The sequence below is a fragment of the Thalassovita gelatinovora genome, assembly GCF_001458355.1.
Lineage (GTDB): Bacteria > Pseudomonadota > Alphaproteobacteria > Rhodobacterales > Rhodobacteraceae > Thalassobius > Thalassobius gelatinovorus.
This window is the reverse complement of record NZ_CYSA01000028.1, coordinates 1-20919: the sequence shown is the minus strand read 5'-3', so window position 1 is coordinate 20919 and position 20919 is coordinate 1. Positions and strand designations below refer to the sequence as shown.

The following is a 20919-nucleotide window of genomic DNA, read 5'->3' as shown; positions in this document are numbered from 1 at the left end:
GCACTGTGGTCATCCTACCGGGGCGAGACGGGGCGGCCTTGACAGAGATCAAGGTTGGTTTGGGGAGGAGGGGGGCGGCACCAACGGCGGCTATGCGCAGATAGAGGAGTTTGCAAAGTCGATATGGACAGGCCGTCTTACAGTGCCCGGTCGCCCACGCGCGGCGGTTAAAGCATCTGGCGCATGGAATGCCTCACGGAATGCGTCAGGGTCCTGACAGGCGTGCAGAATCTACCCGACAATGATGCCGTATACCGTGCTGGCGAACATGTAGAACAGCCAAGACGCAAATCCACCCAAGGCAAGGCGGTGTTTCAACGCGCGATCCTTATTCTCATCGAGGACGTTAACGGGAAAAGCCCACTTCGCGTAGGCGGTCAATGCCCGGTAAAGGATTAAAGAAAGGCCAACAAAGTAGATGAACAGAGGCCAGCGAAAAACTTCGAACTTCCCGCCTGTCGGTATTATCTGATCCATGTAAAAGGCAGAGAAGTAGAGCGATACCGGCAGCGCGATAAGCCACATGCCAATGTCATAGGCAAAGTTCCGATGAATCGCGCCATACCAAGTTTTGTGCGTCGTCACCTTCTTCTCAACAGCCTTCTGAACGGCGTTGAAGAATGTAATGTCCTCCGCGTTGACCGTTACGTTGCCCTCGTTTGGGGTGGCTGCTGATACCAAGGGGTTCGGGTCAAACACCTCCGGCTTACCAAAGTCCAAGAAGACCGAAATGCGGTTCCTTGGTTCGTTGCCGCTGGCATTTCGCTTAAACGAGTTAGCATTGGTGAAGTAAATGGATTTGATGGGTTTCGGAAGGTTCGGGTCGTCAAATAGAGCAGCGGTTTCACCGTAAAGCTGCTGATCCCGCAAGCCGTTCACGGTGATGGTAAGGCAAAACGCGTCGTCAAGCAGAAAAGCCTTGCGCTCCTCCCACTCTTCATCAGTCAAGTCCGGCTCACGCTGCAATGTCGAAATTACCTGTTCGCCAAACTTCCTATTGATGGCGTGCAGGTCGCGATAAACGTCCTTAATATTCTCCAGCGACAACCGACAACCGCGGACAGGTATTACCTCTTCATACCAGCCCACCGGCTTGCGGTCCGTTGTAACCAATGTGTTTTCTGTCATTGAAAGGTCCGAAACTGTATGCCACCCACAAGTAGTCCATATATACGCTATTTTCCATGCCAAATAACCTGATGTAGCGCGCGTAAAGGGCGAAATTAAATCGGCACGCGACTGCTCATAAATTCGTGGGCGTCGGTTCGCGTCGGCGCCGACTTGACTGCGTGTGAACTGTACAGAGCGCGACCGGCGGTATTGGAGGCTGGGAGCGGTCGTTGCCATGAGCCCGGCGGACCGGCCGCAGCCGCTCAGGGCATGTAATCGACCGGTGCGAAGCTTTCGGCGCGGGCCCGTTCCCAGCGTTTCATGTAGCCAAATCCCACATCTTCGCCGCGCAGCAGGAAACCTTCGGGCAGGTAGGGGTAAACTTCGTCGCCGGTGACCATGTCGCGGGATTTTTCGCGCATCAACAGGTGATGCGGCTGAAACTGACCGGGATGGTCCAGCCCCGCCGCGCCGGTCATTTCCGCCAGCGCCTTGAGCGTGTTTTGATGGAACCGGTAGACCCGTTCGGATTTGCTTGTCACGTTGAGCGCCTTTTGCCGCAGCTTGTCCTGGGTGGCGACGCCGACCGGGCAATTGTTGGTGTGGCAGGCCTGGGCCTGAATGCAGCCGATCGAGAACATGAAGCCGCGCGCCGAATTGGCCCAATCGGCGCCAAGCGCCAGAATCCGCGCGATATCGAAGGCCGAAACCATCTTGGCCGACGCGCCGATTTTCAACCGGTCGCGCAACCCGACCCCGCGCAGGGTGTTATGGGCAAAGGTCAGCCCTTCGACCAAGGGCATCCCCAGACGATCGGCAAATTCCACCGGTGCAGCACCGGTGCCGCCTTCCTTGCCATCGATGACGATGAAATCGGGCACGATATCGGTTTTCAACATCGCCTTGACCATGCACATGAATTCGCGCCTATGGCCGATGCACAGCTTGATGCCGACCGGTTTGCCACCTGACAGTTCGCGCAGACGGCCGATGAATTCGCACATTTCGATCGGGGTGGAAAATTCCGGGTGGCTGGGCGGGGACACGCAATCGGTTCCCATCGGCACGCCGCGCGCTTCGGAAATTTCCGGCGTGATCTTCTTGGCCGGCAAAACCCCACCATGGCCGGGTTTGGCGCCTTGGCTGAGTTTCAGTTCAATCATCTTGACCTGAGGATCACCGGCTTGCTGCTTGAACTTTTCCGGGTCGAAGCCGCCATCGGGGGAGCGGCAGCCGAAATAGCCCGATCCGACCTGATAAATCAGATCGCCGCCGCCTTGCCGGTGGTAGCGACTGATGCCGCCTTCGCCGGTGTCATGGGCAAAGCCGCCCTTCTTGGCCCCGGTATTCAGCGCCAGGATCGCGTTGGCCGACAGTGCGCCGAAGCTCATTGCCGAGATATTGTAGAGCGACAGGTCATAGGGTTGTTTGCAATCGCGGCCGCCGACCTTGATGCGGAAATCGTGATTTTCGATATGGTGCGGCATGACCGAATGGGTCAGCCACTGGAAACCGGAATCGTACACCCGCTGCTTGGTCCCAAAGGGGCGTTTATCCTCGATCCCCTTGGCGCGCTGATAGATCAGCGAACGTTCGTCGCGCGAAAACGGTTCTTCGTCCTGATCGCTTTCGATCAGGTATTGGCGGATTTCGGGGCGGATGCCTTCGAACAGGAACCGCATATGGCCAATGATCGGGTAATTGCGCAAAATCGCATGGCGCGGCTGCACGACGTCGCGAATGCCCAGAATCATCAGCAGCGAAAACACGATATAGGGGATCAGGAACCATCCGCTGAAGATCATTCCGACCAATGAGAGCAAGGCCAGAAAAATGACCAGCCCAAAGACCGTATAGCGTTCCATCGCCTGCGTCCTTCTTTACATTTTCAGGGAAACCGGGTGCGCCTGATGGCCCCATACCGCAACAATCGTGCCAAACTGGTACGGCAAGCCAAGCTGCGGTTGTGGCATGATGCGTTTCTCCCCCCGCAATTGACCTGCCCCGGCGTGCATGAGCCTAGCGCGTATACAATCCATTCGAAACCCTTTGCAGCGGGTGCGACGTCACAAATTTGCGGAGCTGATCGGCTTAGCGGTTGGTGCGGGCCAGAAGTGCCACCGCCGCCAGCCCGACCGCGATCACCAGAACCGCCGCCGGGGACGCATCGCCCAGGTTTTCCAGCGACGCCTGTTCATGCACCCGGGTTGCCAGCGTGTCGAAATTGAACGGACGCAGCAACAGCGTGGCGGGCAGTTCCTTGACGCAATCAACAAAGACCAAGAGCAGCGCCGACCCGACCGAGCCACGGATCAGCGGCGCATAGATCTGGCCCAACACTTGACCCTGGCTGCGGCCAAGCGACCGCGCCGCCATCGGCAGGCTGGGCGAAATCCGCCCCATCGCGGCATCCGCCGCCCCTTGCGCGATGGCAAAGAACCGCACGCAATAGGCCAGCACCAAGGCCACCGCCGACCCGGTCAGCACCAGCCCGATATCAAAGCCGGTCAAGGTTTCGATCCCGTCGGCCAGTGCATTGTCCAGCGTTGCCAGCGGGATCAGGATGCCAACCCCCAGCACCGCGCCGGGCGCGGCATAGCCGATGGTGGTCAGCGGCAACAGCAGCCTTGGCAGCGTCCGCCCCGACAGCCGCACGCCGTAAACCATGAATACCCCCGCCAACACCGTCATCACCGCAGCAATTGCGCCGACCACGACGGTGTTCCACAGCGCCGACAGCAAATCAGGATCGGCCCAGAGTTCAGCATTGGCCAATGCATGGCGCAAGATCACCCCGGCGGGCAGCGCGAAGCCCATCACGAACGGGATCAGGCAGGCCGCCATCGCGATCAGCCCCGCCGCCGGCGGCAATTGCGCCCGTTCGATCACCCTGTGGCGATTCGACATCGCAAAGAAGCGGGTTTTGCGGCGGCTGACCTTTTCCAGCGACACCAGCACGATCACCAGCATCAGCACCACGCTGGCCAGTTGCGCCGCCCCGCCAGCGTTGTTGCTTTCCAGCCAGACGGTGAAGATGCCGGCGGTCAGGGTTTGCACCGCGAAATAATCGACAGTGCCGAAATCATTGACCGTTTCCATCATCGCGATTGCCATGCCAGCGGCGATGGCGGGGCGGGCCAGCGGCAAACCGACCCGGAAGAACCGGCCAAAGGCCCCTGCCCCAAGCGACATCGCGACTTCTTCGGTGGAACCGGATTGTTCGCGGAACGCGGTGCGCGCCAACAAGTAGACATAAGGATAAAGCGCCGCCGACAGTACCACCGCCGCCGCCCCCAGTGAGCGGATTTCGGGAAACCAGTAATCGCGCGCCGATTGCCATCCCATCAAAGACCGCAGCCCGGTTTGCACCGGCCCGGCATATTCCAGCAGATCGACCAGCGCATAGGCCCCGACATAGGCCGGGATCGCCAAGGGCAGCAGCAGCAGCCATTCCAGCCAGCGCGACAGCGGAAACCGGTAACGCGCGATCAACCAGGCTGCGCCGGTGCCCGCCCCGCCCGCCAGCACCCCGACCGACAGCATCAGCACCACCGTGTTGCGCATATAGCGCGGCAAGGTGGTCGACAGCATATGCGGCCAGATATTGTCGCTGGGATGGAAGGCGATCCAGATCACCGCCGCGACCGGCAACAGCACCAGCGCAGCAATCAGCACGGCCCCGGCGGACCACGGATTGACGCGCAGCCGAGGCGGTTTGCGGAAAAAATTCGATCTCGTGGCGGTATTCATATCCCGTCTCTTGCCGGAAACCGGTTTAACTGTCCAGAAAACACCTTATAGTACAGAAAATAAACAAGAACCACGTCACGGATCCTTCATGCAGGTCGTATTACACGCAGGTGCTCATAACACCGATGAAGACAGGCTGATCAAATGCCTGCTGAAAAATGCTGGCGAACTTTCCAAGACCGGAGTGGCGGTGCCGGGCCCATCCAGGTATCGCCGGTTGATCCGCGATACGCTCGCCGCGATGGAAACCGGGCAGCCGTCGGCTGATTCACGCGAATTGCTGATCGATGCGATTGTGGACGGTGAAGCGCCGGACCGGTTGCTGTTGTCGAACGAAAACTTTTTCTCGGTGCCCAAGGCGGCGATCAACAAGGGTGTGATCTATCCCGGGGCCGAAAACAAGCTGGCCCGGTTATGCGAATTGTTCAGCGACGACCAAGTCGAATTGTTCCTGGCAATCCGCAATCCCGCGACTTTTCTGCCGGTTGTGTTTGCCCAGTCGCCGGGGGCGGATTTCCTGGATTTCATGTCCGGGGCCGATCCGCGTGATATCCGATGGAGCGAGTTGATCACCCGGATCAGGTTGCAGGCCCCCGACGTGCCGATGACGATTTGGTGCAACGAAGACACCCCGATGATCTGGGCCCAGTTGATCCGCGATCTGGCCGGGCTGGAACATAACGCCAAGATCATCGGCGGGTTCGATTTGTTGTCCGATATCATGTCCAAGGAAGGCATGAAGCGGTTCCGCGCCTATCTGAAAGACCATCCCGACATGAACGAAATCCAGAAACGCCGGGTAATCGCGGCCTTTCTGGACAAATACGTGATCGAGGACGAGGTCGAGGAAGAAGTCGATCTGCCCGGTTGGTCTGATGATCTGGTCGACGAACTGACCGACTTGTACGACGAGGACGTGTTCCAGATTTCGCGCATTCCCGGCGTGACCATGGTTGCGCCCTAAGCGGGCAATGCGATTTGGGGCTGGAGCGGCGATACGGCGCCGCCCCAGCTAAAGCGGCATTGGGTCAGACCGTTTCCAACCCCGCCAGCAAGCTGGCATTGCCGCCCGCTGCGGTGGTGTCGACGCACAGATGGCGTTCATGCACCGCGTGGCCAGTATCGGGCATATCGGTGATCAGCGCGGTCAGCGGGCCGCTGCGATCGGCCAGCGCCGCAGCATAAGCAGTGGCGGTTTCAGCATCCCCCCACCAGACCACCCCGGCGATCCCGGCGATATCGCGCAGCAGATCGGCGGGCACCGTATCCGAACCGAATGAGACCGCAGCACCGCCCAGCGCCCCGATCCGCGCCGCCTGAGCCTTCGCCGCGTCCTGCCCCGGGCCAAGGCAGAGGACCGGACCGCGCGCGGTCAAGGTCAGACGGTTCATTTCGCCGGTCGGCCCCGGCATGTCGATTTGCCGTTTGGCAAGCTTGGCACAGTCGGTCTGCGCCGCCTTGATGGCGGTTTCAAGCTGTTGCCGATCGGTCTGTTTGCCGGTCTGGGCCGCGACCCGATCCACCTTGTCGGCGGTAAAGCGTGGCAGGTAATTCGGGCCGCCCGCTTTCGGGCCGGTGCCGGACAGACCTTCGCCGCCAAACGGCTGACTGCCGACGATGGCACCGATCTGATTGCGGTTCACGTAAATATTTCCCGCATGCACGCTGTCGGCGATGTCCTGCACTCTTGTGTCGATCCGGGTATGCAGCCCGAAGGTCAACCCGTAGCCGGTGGCGTTTACATCGGCGATGACCTTGTCGACCTCGCTGGCCTTGAAGGTCGCCAGATGCAGCACCGGGCCGAATATTTCGCGGTCCAGATCGGCAATGCCATTGACCCGGATCAGCGTCGGGGCGACGAAATTGCCACGGGTCGGCGTTGCCAGCGCGTGCAGCAAGCGTCCAGATTTTTGAGCGTTTGCGATATAGGTATCGATATCTGCACGGGCGGTTTCGGTGATCACCGGCCCGATATCGGTTTCCAGCGCCCAAGGATCGCCCAGCGCCAATTCGTTCATCGCGCCGATCAGCATTTTGCGGAACGCCGGTTCGATATCTTCCTGCACGTAAAGACAACGCAGCGCCGAACAGCGCTGACCGGCCGATTGGAAGGCCGAGGCGACGATGTCGCGGACCGCTTGTTCGGGCAAGGCGGTGCTGTCGACGATCATCGCGTTCAAACCGCCGGTTTCGGCGATCAAGGGCGCACCGGGGGTCAGGTTTGCGGCCATCGCGGCCTGAATTTGCCGGGCCGTCGCAGTTGAGCCGGTAAAGGCCACACCAGAAATCCGCGGGTCCGAGGTCAGCGCGCGGCCAACCACCCGACCTTCGCCCGGCACCAGTTGCAAAGCCGCCGCCGGAATCCCGGCCTTGTGCATCAGCCGAACCGCGAAAGACGCGATCATTGGCGTGGTTTCGGCCGGTTTGGCCAATACGCCGTTTCCAGCCGCCAGCGCCGCCGCGATTTGCCCTGTGAAGATCGCCAACGGAAAATTCCACGGGCTGATACAGGTGAACACGCCGCGCGCCGGATGATCCAGCTTTTCCGCCTGAACCGCGTAATAGCGCAGGAAATCGACCGCTTCGCGCAATTCACCGACCGCATCTATCAGCGTCTTGCCAGCTTCGCGCGCCAGCAGGGCAAAGATGTCCCCGAAGTTCTGTTCATAAAGATCGGCCACCTGGCGCAGGGTTTCGGCGCGTTTGGCCGCCGGGGTGGCCCAGGGTTTCGCCGTCGCCAGCGCGGTTTCGACGTCTTTGGCGGTGGCGGTGACGACTTTGCCGATCACGTCGCCGGTAGCTGGATTTTTCGCCCGCACCGGGGCAGTCCCCAGCAACGGACCGGCAAGCAACGGTTCGGCACAGGTCGGATGATCGGTGTCGCGCGCGGTGTCGATCCGGGACAGTTCGGTCACGTCGAACAGATCGAAGCCAACGGAATTGCGCCGCTCCGGCTCGAACAGGTTGGGGCCGGTGGCGATACCCGGCCCGCCCGCTGCCAATTCCCGGTCCAGTTGGGCGAAGGGACAAGCGGCGACGGTTTCGGCAGGGATGTCTTCGTCGACGATCTGATTGACGAAGGAAGAATTGGCCCCGTTTTCCAACAGCCGACGCACCAGATAGGCCAGCAGGTCACGATGGGCCCCGACCGGTGCGTAGATCCGGCATTTGGTGGCTTCGTCGCGCAGCACCAGACCGTGCAGCGCTTCGCCCATGCCATGCAGGCGTTGAAATTCGAAGGCGTCGCGCGGTAGGTCCGCCGCCATTTCCAGCACCGCAGCCACGGTATGGGCGTTATGGGTGGCGAATTGCGGATAAATCCGGTCGGTCATCCGCAGCAATTTGCGCGCATTGGCGATATAGCTGACATCGGTGGCCGATTTGCGGCTGAAGACCGGGAAATCGGTCAACCCTTCGACCTGCGCATGTTTGATTTCGGTATCCCAATAGGCACCTTTGACCAGCCGCACCATGATGCGGCGATCCAGACGGTCGACCAATTCGTATAGCCCGTCAAGAACGTCTGAAGCGCGGCGGCCATAGGCCTGTACCACCACGCCGAACCCGTCCCAACCGGCCAATTCGGGATCACAGAGCACCGCTTCGATCACTTTCAGCGACAGTCCAAGGCGGTCGGCTTCTTCGGCGTCGATATTGAACCCCATGCCCGCTTTGGCCGCCTGCCGGGCCAGATCGCGTAGCACCGGGACCAGTTCCTTTATCACCCGGTCGGTTTTGGCGACTTCGTAGCGCGGATGCAGCGCCGAAAGCTTGACCGAAATCCCGGGATTGGACCGGATATCGGACCGTGTGCAGCCCTTGGCGATCGCTTTGATCGCGCTGGCATAGGACACGGTGTAGCGTTCGGCGTCTTCCTGCGTCATCGCCGCTTCGCCCAGCATGTCGTAGGAATAGGTATAGCCTTTGGCTTCTTGCCCCTTGGCGCGGTCCATCGCCGCCGTGATGTCCTGCCCCAACACGAATTGACGGCCCATTTCGCGCATGGCGCGGCCCACGGCGGTGCGGATCACCGGTTCGCCCAGCCGCTTGACCGCGTGGCGCAGATGCCCGGCAATCCCCGGCGCGTCGGTTTTCAGCACCCGCCCGGTCAGCATCAAGCCCCAGGTCGAAGCATTGACCAGCGGCGACGCCGAATGACCCAGATGTTTGCCCCAGTCCGACGGTGCGATCTTGTCTTCGATCAATGCGTCGATGGTGACGGAATCGGGCACCCGCAGCAGCGCTTCGGCCAGACACATCAGCGCGATGCCTTCGTCGGTGGACAAACCGTATTCGGCCAGGAACACTTCCATCAATCCCGGCGCCGCGTCGGTTCGGATACGGCTGACCAGTTTGGCCGCGCGGGCGGTAATCGCCTGCCGCGCGGTGGCATCAAGATCCGCCTGCGCGATCAGCGCGGTGACGGTTGCGGTTTCATCTTGACGTTTGTTGCGGTCCCAACGGGGATCAAGGTCGATCATGCTGGCCTCGGAGATAGGGGTGACGTTTCGATGATGATATCGCAAAAATATTGTTCTTTTCGCCCATACAGATTAGCTTTGTAGTCGATCAGACCATAATATTCGGGATTTTTGGACCAATGACGCAGAAGAGCGAAACCCTGTCCGAGCTGGACAGGTTCGACCGCCGCATTTTGCAGATTCTTTTGGTCGAGGCGCGAGTTTCGATGACCGATCTGGCGCAGCGGGTCGGGTTGTCAAAAACCCCGGTTCTGGCGCGGGTCCGGCGGTTGGAAAAAGACGGGTATATCCTTGGCTACCGGGCGCAGTTATCGACCAAGAAGCTGGGGCTGGATCATGTCGCCTTTATCGAACTCAAGCTCAGCGACACTCGCGAAGCGGCGCTGTCGGCGTTCAATACCGCGATCCGCAAGATCCCCGAAGTGGAAGAATGCCACATGATCGCGGGCGGGTTCGATTACCTGATCAAGGTGCGGGCGCGCGATATCGGCGATTATCGCCGGGTGCTGAGCGAAAGCATTTCCACCCTGCCCCATGTCGCGTCCAGTTCGACCTATGTGGCGATGGAGGCGGTGAAGGAAACCGGAACCGACATGAACCTGCCCTAGGGCATCGGCGCGATCCGGCTGCATCCCAGCAATCCGGCGCGATCGTCTGCGATGATCCAGAGCGGGCATTGCACCCGGATATTGATATCGAACGGATGTTGGAACGTTGTGTTTAGCCGCGATGCGGCAGGCAGCGACAGCAGCGCGCGGGCCACGCTGCCAGCGAAATAGATCCCCGCCATCGGCATATAGGCCAACAGCAGATCACGCAGCAGACAGCCGATCAGATCGGCGTAGAAATCCACCGCTTCGGTCAGGTCGGCAACGATGCCATAGGCTTCGACGATTTGTGCGGGTGACAGATCGCCCTGCCCGGTCAGCGCCGCGCAAAGACGCGTCAGGCCGCGCCCGGAAAAGCAATCCTCGACCGTCGGAAAGCCAAGTGACAGCCCCGGTTGCCGTGTTTCCAGCGCGGCCGCAACGCCCGTGGGCAATGTCACATGCCCCATTTCCACATCGGGACACAGGACCATATCGCCCGACTGAATCACCGGGCTGACATTGAAACCGGTGCCGATGCCGACGACCAGCGATTGCCGGACCGGTCCGTCCGGCACAATGCCCGCAGCAACCGGGTGCAAGTGCCGGTTCTCCAGCACCGGCACCGCATAGCCCAACGCGGTCAGATCGTTGATCAGACGCCCCCGCGCCGCACCCAACCGGTCCGTGATCAAGGCGGCGTCGAAAGACCAGTCCCGGTTGGTCAGCCGCGCACACGTGCCGATGACCGGCCCGGCCACCGCCACCACGACTTCGGTGATCCGGGGTTTGCCGATATCGGCCAGAAACCGATCCGTCACCGCATCGAAGCCGGAAAAATCATCGTTGCGATAGCTGCGGGCGGTGCCGGGCTGCACCCTGCCCTGTCGCGCCAATGCAAGCCGGGAATTGGTCCCGCCGATATCGGCCACCAGACGCATCGGATCAGATCACCGACTGCAAAAAGATCGAAAACAGCGCGGACTGAGACGAGATTCCCAGTTTGCGATAGATGTTTTTACGGTGCACTTTGACGGTTGCGGGCGACAGGTCCAGCAACAGGGCGATCGATTGGCTGGAATGACCGCGCAGCAGGTGCTGAACGATTTCGATTTCACGGCGGGTCAGGCCGTTACAGAGTTTTTCAATCACGGTATCCAACCGCATCGCGCCGCTCAATTGGTTCGGCGCATTGCGCGGGCTGCGATGGAAATGCTGTTCGCACAGGGCCGAAACGACTTGATGAGCCTCCAGCAGCCGCCGCACATCCCGCCGCGAGAACCGCATTTCCCCGACCAACCGGCCCAGAGAAAAGAAAAGCGTGCTGTCCGAAAGGGGCACGAAAACCGCCAGTTCATCTTTCAGACGCACGGATTTGTAATAGATGTTGAAATAGTCGGTCTGAGCAAACCGGTCCGGCGCAACATCGTCCAACACCATGATGGGATCGAACCGGTCGCTAATGAAAGTTACCACAAAAGGGTCCAGCAACCAGGCGCGGTCAAGCCAGCGGTCAACCACGACAGAACGCCGTTCCTGTCTGACATTGTCATAAATGTGCTCGGGCAGCCTGCCGGGACTGAGCAGGGTGACAAAGGCGCCGCGAAACGGCGTTACCGTTCGCATGTAATCCAGCACCGCAGGAATGAAATCCGCCGATCCAATCGATCGGATTGCTTTGGCGAGTTCGTTTGGCGTGGCCGAGGATTGCGTCATCTTAACCGATCTGGATCAATGGATAGTCACGCCTTGCCCCGCGCGCAAACGCTGCTGCGAGCGCTTGGATGGCAAACTTTTCAGGCTTGGCGCAGCTTTGGAAGCCAGCGCATTGAACGCTGTTTCATAGCTTTATAAAAGCCCCTGATCGACATGGCGACGAGATTTTCAACCATCACGGATGTCAGCGGAACGACCGGGGAACCGACGCTGCGCAACCGGGCTAAAAAACACCCCTCAAGGGGCGGCGACGGGGCAATCGAGAAAACGCAATTTTGAAACTAAGGCATTGTTTTAATACGGTCTAAAAATGGGAACCGACCGCAACCCGCATTCCGCAGGCGTTTTGCATGCTGCGTCACGTCACCTACCCGCTTACGCTGCAGTCAGGTTGCCGATTGTGCAGCGACTGAGTAAAGCTTCGTTGAACGTTGAAACGACAGAGATAGCCAATAAAACAAACGGCGGGAATTATATGAGACTGCGTGAACTGGAAGCATTAGCGGCGATTTTCGAGACCGGAACCGTTTCGGAAGCCGCAAAGCTTCTTGGGGTCGGCCAGCCCGCGATCAGCCGCACGCTGGGACGGCTTGAGGACAAGTTGGGATACCCGCTGTTCAACCGTGTCGGCGGACGTCTTGTCCCCACGCGATCCGCCAATGCGATCCGGCAGGAAGTCCAGACGGTCCTTGCTGGCATGAACAATCTCAGGCGGATTACTGCGGACCTTTTGGACAAACGCGCCGGAGAGCTGAAATTCGGATGTGCCCAGAGCCTGATCCATACCCTGATCCCGCGGGCAGTCGGGGCGTTTTCAAGCGCTTGGCCGGATGTCAGGCTGACCATAGAACCGCGTCCGACCCGGATTCTGGTTGACCAGGTCGCGAGCCGCAAACTGGAACTGGCGCTGTTGTTTCTGCCCGTCGAGCACCCGGGGATAGAAACGGAACCGCTTGATTGGTTTCCAAGTGTCTGCGTTCTGCCATCGGATCATCCGCTGGCGGACCGGGACATGATCGGCCCGGAGGATCTGGCAGGGGAACGGATGATCATGTTGTCAAAAACCGATCCGGCCCGGTTTCCCATCGAACACGCCTTCAGACAGGCACGCGTCACCCCCTTTGTGACCGTTGAAACGCCAAGCGTGGCTCTGGCCGTCAAGCTGGTGGAAAGTGGTCGGGGCGTGACCATCGTCAACAGCCTCATGGCGCGCGATCTCAATAGTGAGAGAGTCGCCGTCGCGCCGTTCCGCCCCGAACTGCGCCATCAGCTGGCACTGATTCGGCCGGCGAGTTACGAACGAACGGCCGAAAGCGAGGCGTTTGCAAAAATTATAAGCGACTGTTCGACCTCTGACATGGCCAAACAGACGTTTTTCTGACCGCAAGGTAATGCGGAATTTACCTGCGGTAATAAGGTTGCAGGACCATCGTTCCATGGTTTTTCTATCCGCAAATGGAGGAAGAACCCGTTGAACACTGCCGCTGAAATCGAACTGCCAGAAAATGACACCGCAGTGCTGACCGTGCGCGATCTAGTTGTGCGCTACGACATGGACGAGGCGTCGATTCATGCAGTCAATGGCGTGACCTTCGATCTGGCCCCGCGCGAAACCTATGCCATCGTCGGAGAGTCGGGTTGCGGCAAGTCGACGGTTGCGCTGTCGTTGCTCGGGTTGACCCCGATTGTAGGCGGTGAGATCGTCCTTGATTCCGCCCGGCTGACGGAAATGGGCAGGGCCGAAATGGCGCGGGTCCGCGGCCACAAAATCGCGATGATCTTTCAGGAACCGATGACTTCGCTCAACCCGGTTTTGACGGTCGGTTATCAGCTGATCGAAGCAATCCGTCTGCACACGTCGATGGGCAAGCGGGCCGCACGCGAACACGCAGCAAAGATGCTGGGCCGCGTCGGAATGTCCGACGCAGAGCGTCGGCTGCGCCAGTACCCGCACGAATTGTCGGGTGGCATGCGTCAGCGGGTCATGATCGCAATGGCGCTGTCGTGCAATCCGGCGGTTCTGGTGGCGGACGAACCGACCACGGCGCTTGACGTGACCGTTCAGGCGCAGATCCTTGCCCTGATTGACCAGTTGCGCGAAGAGTTTGGCACCGCGGTGGTCCTGATCACCCACGATATCGGTGTGGTGGCGGAAACCGCAAATCGGATAGCCGTCATGTATGCTGGCCGGATCGTCGAAGAAGCCCCAACGGCCGCTTTGTTCGCGGATCCCCGACATCCCTACACCCGTGGATTGCTCGCCTCGGTTCCGCGGGTCGATCGCGTCCCCGACGGCCAGCCGATGCCCACAATGGAAGGCAGCGCGCCATCGATGCGGCAGTTGCCCGAGGGCTGTCCTTTTCGTGCGCGCTGTTCCCATTCGACGGAAAAATGTGAAACCGATCCGCCGGTCCGGGTTGGCGAGGGACGTATGGTAAGGTGCTGGCTTTATGAATGAATCTAATCTGAACGCCCCGCTTCTGGAAGTCGAAGGACTGGTCCAGCGGTTTGCGGTCGCCTCGGACGTTCTGGGACGTCCTTCGCAATGGCTCCATGCGGTCGAGGATGTAAGTCTTACGCTCTATCCGGGCGAAAGCCTGGGCATTGTCGGCGAAAGCGGCTGCGGGAAATCGACCTTGGCGCGGGCGATTTTGCATCTTTATGAACCTTCTGCCGGGCGCGTCACGTTTATGGGGCGCGATGTCGGTTCGGCCCGTTCCGCCGACCTCAGGGCGCTGCGGCGCGACATGCAGATCGTGCTTCAGGACCCGTTCGGGGCGCTGAACCCGCGCCGCATCGTCGGGGCGTCAATTGCCGATGGGTTGAAAGGACCGGACCGGCGCAAGAGGGCCGAGGCGCTTCTGGAACGGGTCGGGTTGAAAGCGGCCGATTACAGCCGCTATCCGCACGAATTTTCCGGCGGCCAGCGACAGCGTATATGCATCGCGCGCGCACTTGCCCCTGAGCCGAAGCTGCTGATCGCGGACGAAGCGGTTTCGGCGCTCGACGTATCGGTACAGGCGCAAATTCTTAATTTGCTCAGCGAATTGCGGGCGGATTTCGGGCTGAGCTTTCTGTTCATCTCGCACAATCTTGCCGTGGTGCGGTCCTTTTGCGACCGGCTGACGGTGATGTATCTTGGCCGGGTCGTCGAAACCGGCCCAACCGAGGCTGTTTTCTCGGATCCGGCCCATCCCTACACCCGCGCGCTGATTTCGGCGGTGCCGATCCCAGATCCGGCGCATCCGGGTCAACATACCTTGCTCGAAGGCGACGTGCCGAGTCCCCTGACCCCGCCATCAGGTTGCGCCTTCCGGACGCGGTGTCCTCATGCTGCCCCGATCTGTGCGCAATCGGTTCCGGCAATGACCCCGGCCGGCGATAGGCGTTCCGCCGCCTGCGCCCGGCTTGATGACGTGATGCGCGGGCCGATCTGGGATTCGGCGGAAGGAACCAAGTGATGCTTAAATTCATTCTTCGTCGACTGTTACAACTCGTTCCGGTCCTGCTTATCCTGTCGGTTCTGGTGTTTTCGCTTGTCCATCTTGTGCCCGGCGATCCGGTCGATGTGTTGATGGGCGAAGGTCACACTGACCCCGTGGTCGAAGCGGTTCTGCGGGCCAAATACGGTCTGGATCAGCCAATCGTCGTTCAGTATTTCACTTGGCTCGGAAACATCCTGACTGGTGATTTCGGCAGTTCGCTTTACACCAAGGAACCGATCCTGGATATGATCGCGGACCGGTTTCCCGCGACACTGCTTCTGGCCTTTGCCAGCGCCATCGTCGCGATCGTGATCTCGATCCCGGCGGGTATCGTCGCAGCGCTTTATCGCGGATCACTGCTTGATTTCGGGGCGATGGGGATCGCACTTTTTGGCATCTCGGTACCGAATTTCTGGTTCGGGATCCTGTTGATCCTGTTCTTCTCGCAGATGCTCGGCCTGCTGCCGTCGATGGGATATGTCCCGTTCTTCGAAGACCCGTGGACGGCCACGAAGCACCTGATCATGCCGGCACTGACACTTGGGACCGCGATGGCCGCCAATCTCACCCGGCTGGTGCGGGCCGAGATGATCGAACAGATGTCACAAGAATATGTGCGCACGGCCCGTGCCAAAGGGGCCCCCGAACGTATTGTCATCGGCCTGCATGTTCTGAAAAACGCCATGATCCCCACCGTCACCATCATCGGATTGCAATTCGGCGGGCTGCTTGAAGGCGCGGTGTTGACCGAAACCATCTTTGCCTGGCCCGGTATCGGCAAGCTCGCCGTGACCGCTGTTTACGAACGCGACTATGCACTGATCCAAGGCGTCGTGCTGTTTGCAGCCCTTGTCTATGTTGCAGTCAGCCTGCTGGTCGACATCAGTTACCGGTTCCTCGACCCACGCGTGAAACTAAATTGACCGGCAAGAACCGGTCATTCCCCAACAGTAGGAGAAAATAATATGCTGAAACATCTACTTACTTCACTGGCGCTGGCCGGGCTGGTGTTCTCCAGCCCTGCGCAGGCGGAAACGCCGCAAGACGGTGGAACGCTGAAGGTCGGTATCGCCTCTACCAATGTAACCAACGGGCTGGACCCGCATGTGCTGCAAGGGTTTTACACCGAATGGGTGCTTGGCCAGGTCGGCGAGGGTCTGCTGAACTACGACATCAACCTGAACCTCGTTCCCTGGCTGGCCAAGAGCTGGACCATTTCCGAAGACGGGTTGGTCTATACTTTTGACCTGCAAGAAGGTGTGAAATTCCATAATGGCCGCGAAATGACGGCCGAGGACGTCAAGTTTTCGATCGAGCGGATCCTCGATCCCAATACCGGCTCACGTCGGCGCGTCGCTCTGGAACCGGTGGATCATGTCGAGGTGATCGACAATTACACCGTGGCGCTGCACTTGAACGCACCTTTCGCACCATTGCTGTCCAACCTTGCAGGCGTCTGGGCCGCGATCATCCCGCCCGAAAGCGTCAATGCCGACGGCACCATCACCCAACCGATTGGCACCGGCCCGTTCACCTATGTCGAATGGGTCAAGAACGACCATCTTACAGTGTCGAAATTCGCCGACTACTGGCAGGCCGATGCGCCGCATGTGGATGAGATCGTGTTTCTTCCGGTCAGCGATGACGCGGCACGGATGACCGCGCTCAGGACCGGTGCCGTCGATATCATCACCTCGGTGCCTGCGCAGCTTCTTCCGTCCCTTCTGGCCGATACCGACCGCGGGTTCGAAATCAAAGCGGAACAAGGCAACAAGTGGCGCATTGCGATCATGAACAACGCGGCGGCGCCGTTCGACAACGTTCTGGTCCGACAAGCGGTCGATGCCGCGCTGGATCGGGAAGAGATCATGTTGGCGCGTACTTTCGGTTTTGGCCATGTGGACAACCAAACCTGGGACAAGAACAGTTTCTGGCGGATGGACGGGCCGGCCCCGGTTCGCGATCTGGACCGGGTCAAGGCGCTTCTGACCGAGGCGGGTTATCCCGATGGGCTTCCGATCACCATTGAAAGCCGGTCGACCTATCTCGACGATGCCCAGATGGTTCAGGCACAGCTGATCGAAGCAGGCTTCGACGCCAAGATCGAAGTGTCCGACTGGGCGGCGCTTAAGGAACGGATGAAGGCGGGGGAATACCACATGGTGATTTCGGGTGCCGGTTGGTACGCCGATCCCGACAGCCGCTATGGCCGCTTCTACGTCAAGTCAGGCCCTGCGAACTATTTCGCCGGTGGCTACGAGAATGCCGAGGTCGAAGCGCTGATCGCGCAGGGGCGTGTCGAAAGCGATGCCGCCGCGCGCAAGGCGATTTACCAGAAGGTGTTCGACATCATCCAGGCAGAGGTTCCGCATTCGATGCTTTATTTCGCGCCCAAGACCCTGGCATGGCGGTCGGACGTCAAGGATTTCCGCACCGATCGTGAGGGCAACCTGGCCAATGCCGAGGGCGGTCTGGCCTTCGTCTGGCTGAACCGCTGATACAAGCGGCGGGCCTTGCGGGGCCCGCCACTCCACCACTTCGCTACGAGAAAGCACGGTCATGATGATCTCGCCGGAAACTAAACTTCTGCTCCGCAAGCTTAGGCGCAATCGATTGGCGATGATCGGGGTGGTGCTGGTCAGCGTCCTAGTCCTCGCCACGGTTCTGTTGCCTTGGGTGTTACCTTGGGACCCGAACAAAATGGATGTGCGCAATGCGCTTCAGGGCAGTTCGGCGGCGCATCTTCTGGGCACCGACCAGTTCGGCCGCGATATCCTGACACGGATCGTCTATGGCGGCTCTATCTCCTTGCGTGTCGGGTTTTATGTCACTTTCGCGTCTCTGATCCTCGGGGTCGGGCTTGGTGCGCTGTCGGGCTATGTCGGGGGGATGACTGATGTCGTGATCATGCGCGGAATGGATGCGCTGATGGCTTTTCCCGGGCTTTTGCTGGCGATTGCACTGGTCGCGGCATTCGGCGGGACGATGACGGCAATCGTGATCGCCCTAACCATTGTCGGCATCCCGCGCTTTGCACGCGTGGTGCGGGCATCCGTCCTGCAACGCAAGGAAAGCGACTATGTGCTGGCCGCCCGTGCATTGGGCAAACGGCCGACGGTGATCCTTGTTCAGGATGTCTTGCCGAACTGCATCGGCCCGATCCTGATCCAGACCACGCTGAAATTCCCCACTGCGATCCTGGGCGAGGCAGGGCTGAGCTTCCTCGGCCTTGGCCTGCCGCCTCCGGCACCGTCCTGGGGGCGGATGCTGAACGAAGCGCGCAGTTTCATGGAAGTGGCTCCTGCGGCCGCGATCTATTCCGGTGCAGCGATCTTCATAACCGTTATGGGTTTCAACCTACTGGGCGACGGGCTGCGCGACGTCCTTGACCCGAGAACTCAGAGCGCCAGGCGTTAACAGGCGGAGACAATCATGACCGAAATGAACGATAAGGCCGGCAGGGGTATCCATGCCGGGGTGGTTGCGGCCGGCTCCCCCTATGCCGCTGAAGCGGGCGCAGAAATCCTGCGCAAGGGGGGAAGTGCGGCGGATGCGGCGGTTGCGGCAACGCTTGCGATCTGCGTCAGCGACCCGGCGAATGCCAGCCTACTGGGACGGGCGCAGATCCTTGTGCGGGGTTCGAACGGCGCATTTGCAGCCATTGACGGGGCAAGTGCGGCCCCATCGAGCATCCCCCTGCCCCCGGACATCGCGGGCGAAATGACGGGGCTTGCTTGTGCGGGCATTCCGGGGCTTCCTCAGGCGCTTGGCCAGTTGCATCGGCGTTTTGGCCGGTTGCCCCTCGGAGAAGTTGCCAGCCCGGCGATCAAACTCGCCGAGCAGGGTTTCCGACCCCCGGAACACCTGAGCGCGGTATGGGCGCTCAGGGCCGACCAGCTTGCCGCCAATCAGGCAATGACCTATTCGCGGCCCGGCGACGGCATGGATTTCCGGCATCCGCGCCTGGGCGCGCTGCTCAGGGATTTCGCAAATAACGGTGCGGCGGCCATCACCCAAGGGGAAACGGCGCGGCAACTCGTGGCAGGTGTCCGCGACAACGGCGGCTATTGGACGCCCGCCGATCTTGCTGGGAACGACGCGCGCGAAGGCGAATTGCTGCATGGGCGGTTTCGTGATTGCACGGTTTCGACGATCGGGCGGCAAGGCTGGGGGCACAGCCTGATCCAGATGTTGATGATCCTCGATCAGTTTCCGGCTTTCGGATCGAACATGACCGCCGACGAAGCGCTGCGGCTGATCCTGACCATCCGGACCTGTTTCGCCGACCGCCCGCAACGTCTTGGCACGCTTGAACCCAAGCCCGACGGCCTGGCCTTGGAAATGCTGGTGTCCCCGGACTTCGTGGCCAGTCGTGCGGAAGCCATCCGAAAAGAACTGAGCCAGCCGGCCAACATGGTCCAGCACCGCGCCGGGACCGAACCGGAATGCGTGGTCGAAGAGGATCAGGACACCACCCATCTTTCGACGCTGGATGCCAGCGGTGCCAGTGTGGCGTTGACCTGTTCGATCGGGCCGCATTTCGGCCTTAGATGTATAGAGCCGACCTTTGGGCTGCTGCCCGCGAAAAGCTATCGTATGGAAACCGACCCGGCCCCGGGCCTGCGCGACGTGACCGAAATGGCACCGGTCATTGTCAGCCGGAACGGCCATCCCATCTTGACGATCGGTGCAGCCGGGTCCGAACGGATCCCCGGTGCAATCGTCCAGGTGATCGCGAACGTGATCGACCGGGGGTTGGACCTGCAAGAGGCTGTGGCCCGGCCGCGGGTCAATTTGAAAGACGACCGACCGCGGGTACACCGGGATATCGGGACAGAGGTCATCGCGGAGTTGACGGCGCGGGGATTTTCCCCGGAACTTTCCGAGCGTGGTCATCTTAACCATCTTGGAATCGTTCACGCCGTTGGCGTCGACGCATCAGGCCAGATGACCGGAGCGGCTGATGACGCATGGGATGGCACAGTGGCCTTTGCGTGAGAACAAAGGCAGAAACATTGAAACGGTGATTTTCAAGGAAAGGTGGCCTGTGACCGAAATCCGGTTCAACAGGCTACACCGTCTGAATGCGGACGTAAAATGCAAATGATTTTTTATCCAGCTGCGACCGAAGCCCGACGGGTGTTGACGCTGATCGGTGCAGGTAGAACAAACGCCGTCACGCGGAACTTTGATCTCGCGTAGACTGGCGGGCGAATACGGTGATCAGGATCCGCGGCGCTGCGGTTGTGAATGTCGCAGCGCTCGTGGATCTGATCCCCAGGTTCTCTATGCTGGCTCTGGCCCATCCCGAAATCTCCGGGATCGACCTCACCCGCTGATCCTGCGTGCCAACGGGCTGGACCTGTCACGGTTTCGTGCCGCCCCAAGTGCTCGTTTAAGCCACCTTCCGCTCAAAAGCGACGGGGCTTTTCCAGCCCAGTGCTGAATGGCGTCGGCGCGGATTATAGAAGCCATTGATGTATTCGAAGATAGCCATCTCAGTTTGCCGCCTGGTTGCCCATGACCGCCGCCAGATCAGCTCGGCCTTGATGGTTTTGAAGAATGTCTCGACGGCCGCATTGTCATAACAATTACCTTTGCCGCTCATGGAGACTTTGAAGCCATGCTGGCGCAGGATCTTCTGGTAGTCATGCGAACAGTATTGGCTGCCCCTGTCGCTGTGGAAGATGCAGCCCTTTGGTGGCGCTCGGAAAGCGATGGCCATTTTCAGAGCCCGGATCGCCAGGTCACGCTTCATGCGATTGCTGACAGCCCAACCGATGATACGCC

The 20919-nt window shown here is 60.1% G+C and carries 16 protein-coding genes; 9 read left to right on the top strand and 7 right to left on the bottom strand.

Annotation, left to right across the window (positions count from 1 at the left end):
* Window positions 1-231: 231 nt before the first annotated feature.
* From TG4357_RS17515 to TG4357_RS17505, 3 genes are all read right to left on the bottom strand, one after another.
* A complete protein-coding gene (locus TG4357_RS17515; protein ID WP_058264215.1) occupies window positions 232-1128 on the bottom strand; it encodes a hypothetical protein in 897 nt (298 codons plus the stop codon).
* 245 nt (window positions 1129-1373) lie between these two features.
* The gene (locus tag TG4357_RS17510) at window positions 1374-2975 is read right to left on the bottom strand and encodes an FMN-binding glutamate synthase family protein (protein WP_058264214.1); all 1602 of its coding nucleotides are present in this window, start codon (window positions 2973-2975) and stop codon (window positions 1374-1376) included.
* Window positions 2976-3201: 226 nt separating this feature from the next.
* The gene (locus TG4357_RS17505; protein ID WP_058264213.1) at window positions 3202-4860 is read right to left on the bottom strand and encodes an ABC transporter permease; all 1659 of its coding nucleotides are present in this window, start codon (window positions 4858-4860) and stop codon (window positions 3202-3204) included.
* A gap of 88 nt (window positions 4861-4948) precedes the next feature.
* Between TG4357_RS17505 and TG4357_RS17500 the strand changes: the two genes are divergently transcribed.
* On the top strand, window positions 4949-5824 hold the full coding sequence (locus TG4357_RS17500; protein WP_058264212.1) for a hypothetical protein: 876 nt from the start codon (window positions 4949-4951) through the stop codon (window positions 5822-5824).
* Between the two features lie 64 nt (window positions 5825-5888).
* Here TG4357_RS17500 and putA read toward each other — a convergent pair whose 3' ends face one another.
* Window positions 5889-9341: a bifunctional proline dehydrogenase/L-glutamate gamma-semialdehyde dehydrogenase PutA gene (gene putA, locus TG4357_RS17495; RefSeq protein ID WP_058264211.1), complete on the bottom strand. Its 3453-nt coding sequence runs from the start codon at window positions 9339-9341 to the stop codon at window positions 5889-5891.
* 119 nt (window positions 9342-9460) lie between these two features.
* On the opposite strand from putA, the gene TG4357_RS17490 reads away from it, so the two are divergent.
* Complete coding sequence (locus TG4357_RS17490) at window positions 9461-9949, top strand: Lrp/AsnC family transcriptional regulator (protein ID WP_058264210.1); 489 nt, start codon at window positions 9461-9463, stop codon at window positions 9947-9949.
* Here the strand turns inward: TG4357_RS17490 and TG4357_RS17485 are convergent.
* Together TG4357_RS17485 and TG4357_RS17480 are read right to left on the bottom strand one after the other, a co-directional pair.
* The gene (locus TG4357_RS17485) at window positions 9946-10869 is read right to left on the bottom strand and encodes a glucokinase (RefSeq protein WP_058264209.1); all 924 of its coding nucleotides are present in this window, start codon (window positions 10867-10869) and stop codon (window positions 9946-9948) included. The genes TG4357_RS17490 and TG4357_RS17485 overlap by 4 nt on opposite strands.
* Before the next feature lie 4 nt (window positions 10870-10873).
* A complete protein-coding gene (locus TG4357_RS17480; RefSeq protein WP_058264208.1) occupies window positions 10874-11644 on the bottom strand; it encodes a helix-turn-helix transcriptional regulator in 771 nt (256 codons plus the stop codon).
* A gap of 475 nt (window positions 11645-12119) precedes the next feature.
* Here TG4357_RS17480 and TG4357_RS17475 point away from each other — a divergent pair, with 475 nt between their 5' ends.
* From TG4357_RS17475 to TG4357_RS17445, 7 genes are all read left to right on the top strand, one after another.
* Window positions 12120-13025 carry a LysR family transcriptional regulator gene (locus TG4357_RS17475; RefSeq protein WP_058264207.1) on the top strand — a complete coding sequence of 302 codons (906 nt, stop codon included), beginning with the start codon at window positions 12120-12122 and terminating at the stop codon, window positions 13023-13025.
* Window positions 13026-13115: 90 nt separating this feature from the next.
* Complete coding sequence (locus tag TG4357_RS17470) at window positions 13116-14102, top strand: ABC transporter ATP-binding protein (RefSeq protein WP_233487561.1); 987 nt, start codon at window positions 13116-13118, stop codon at window positions 14100-14102.
* A complete protein-coding gene (locus tag TG4357_RS17465) occupies window positions 14095-15105 on the top strand; it encodes an ABC transporter ATP-binding protein (protein ID WP_058264206.1) in 1011 nt (336 codons plus the stop codon). The genes TG4357_RS17470 and TG4357_RS17465 overlap by 8 nt, the downstream gene beginning before the upstream one ends.
* The gene (nikB, locus tag TG4357_RS17460) at window positions 15105-16052 is read left to right on the top strand and encodes a nickel ABC transporter permease (protein WP_058264205.1); all 948 of its coding nucleotides are present in this window, start codon (window positions 15105-15107) and stop codon (window positions 16050-16052) included. The genes TG4357_RS17465 and nikB overlap by 1 nt, the downstream gene beginning before the upstream one ends.
* Window positions 16053-16094: 42 nt before the next feature.
* On the top strand, window positions 16095-17627 hold the full coding sequence (locus TG4357_RS17455) for an ABC transporter substrate-binding protein (RefSeq protein WP_058264204.1): 1533 nt from the start codon (window positions 16095-16097) through the stop codon (window positions 17625-17627).
* Between the two features lie 61 nt (window positions 17628-17688).
* The gene (locus TG4357_RS17450) at window positions 17689-18546 is read left to right on the top strand and encodes an ABC transporter permease (protein WP_058264203.1); all 858 of its coding nucleotides are present in this window, start codon (window positions 17689-17691) and stop codon (window positions 18544-18546) included.
* Between the two features lie 15 nt (window positions 18547-18561).
* On the top strand, window positions 18562-20127 hold the full coding sequence (locus tag TG4357_RS17445) for a gamma-glutamyltransferase (protein WP_058264202.1): 1566 nt from the start codon (window positions 18562-18564) through the stop codon (window positions 20125-20127).
* Between the two features lie 397 nt (window positions 20128-20524).
* On the opposite strand, the gene TG4357_RS17440 is transcribed toward TG4357_RS17445, so the two are convergent.
* The coding region (locus TG4357_RS17440; protein ID WP_144433931.1) for an IS3 family transposase at window positions 20525-20919 on the bottom strand (395 nt) is incomplete at its 5' end.

Bases quoted from the DNA above. Each gene is read 5' to 3' on its own strand.
- TG4357_RS17515 (WP_058264215.1), bottom strand. From the start codon at position 1,128: ATGACAGAAAACACATTGGTTACAACGGACCGCAAGCCGGTGGGCTGG.
- TG4357_RS17485 (WP_058264209.1), bottom strand. From the start codon at position 10,869: ATGCGTCTGGTGGCCGATATCGGCGGGACCAATTCCCGGCTTGCATTG.
- TG4357_RS17465 (WP_058264206.1), top strand. From the start codon at position 14,095: ATGAATGAATCTAATCTGAACGCCCCGCTTCTGGAAGTCGAAGGACTG.
- TG4357_RS17455 (WP_058264204.1), top strand. From the start codon at position 16,095: ATGCTGAAACATCTACTTACTTCACTGGCGCTGGCCGGGCTGGTGTTC.
- TG4357_RS17505 (WP_058264213.1), bottom strand. From the start codon at position 4,860: ATGAATACCGCCACGAGATCGAATTTTTTCCGCAAACCGCCTCGGCTG.
- TG4357_RS17450 (WP_058264203.1), top strand. From the start codon at position 17,689: ATGATGATCTCGCCGGAAACTAAACTTCTGCTCCGCAAGCTTAGGCGC.
- nikB (WP_058264205.1), top strand. From the start codon at position 15,105: ATGCTTAAATTCATTCTTCGTCGACTGTTACAACTCGTTCCGGTCCTG.
- TG4357_RS17500 (WP_058264212.1), top strand. From the start codon at position 4,949: ATGCAGGTCGTATTACACGCAGGTGCTCATAACACCGATGAAGACAGG.
- TG4357_RS17445 (WP_058264202.1), top strand. From the start codon at position 18,562: ATGACCGAAATGAACGATAAGGCCGGCAGGGGTATCCATGCCGGGGTG.
- putA (WP_058264211.1), bottom strand. From the start codon at position 9,341: ATGATCGACCTTGATCCCCGTTGGGACCGCAACAAACGTCAAGATGAA.
- TG4357_RS17480 (WP_058264208.1), bottom strand. From the start codon at position 11,644: ATGACGCAATCCTCGGCCACGCCAAACGAACTCGCCAAAGCAATCCGA.
- TG4357_RS17510 (WP_058264214.1), bottom strand. From the start codon at position 2,975: ATGGAACGCTATACGGTCTTTGGGCTGGTCATTTTTCTGGCCTTGCTC.
- TG4357_RS17475 (WP_058264207.1), top strand. From the start codon at position 12,120: ATGAGACTGCGTGAACTGGAAGCATTAGCGGCGATTTTCGAGACCGGA.
- TG4357_RS17490 (WP_058264210.1), top strand. From the start codon at position 9,461: ATGACGCAGAAGAGCGAAACCCTGTCCGAGCTGGACAGGTTCGACCGC.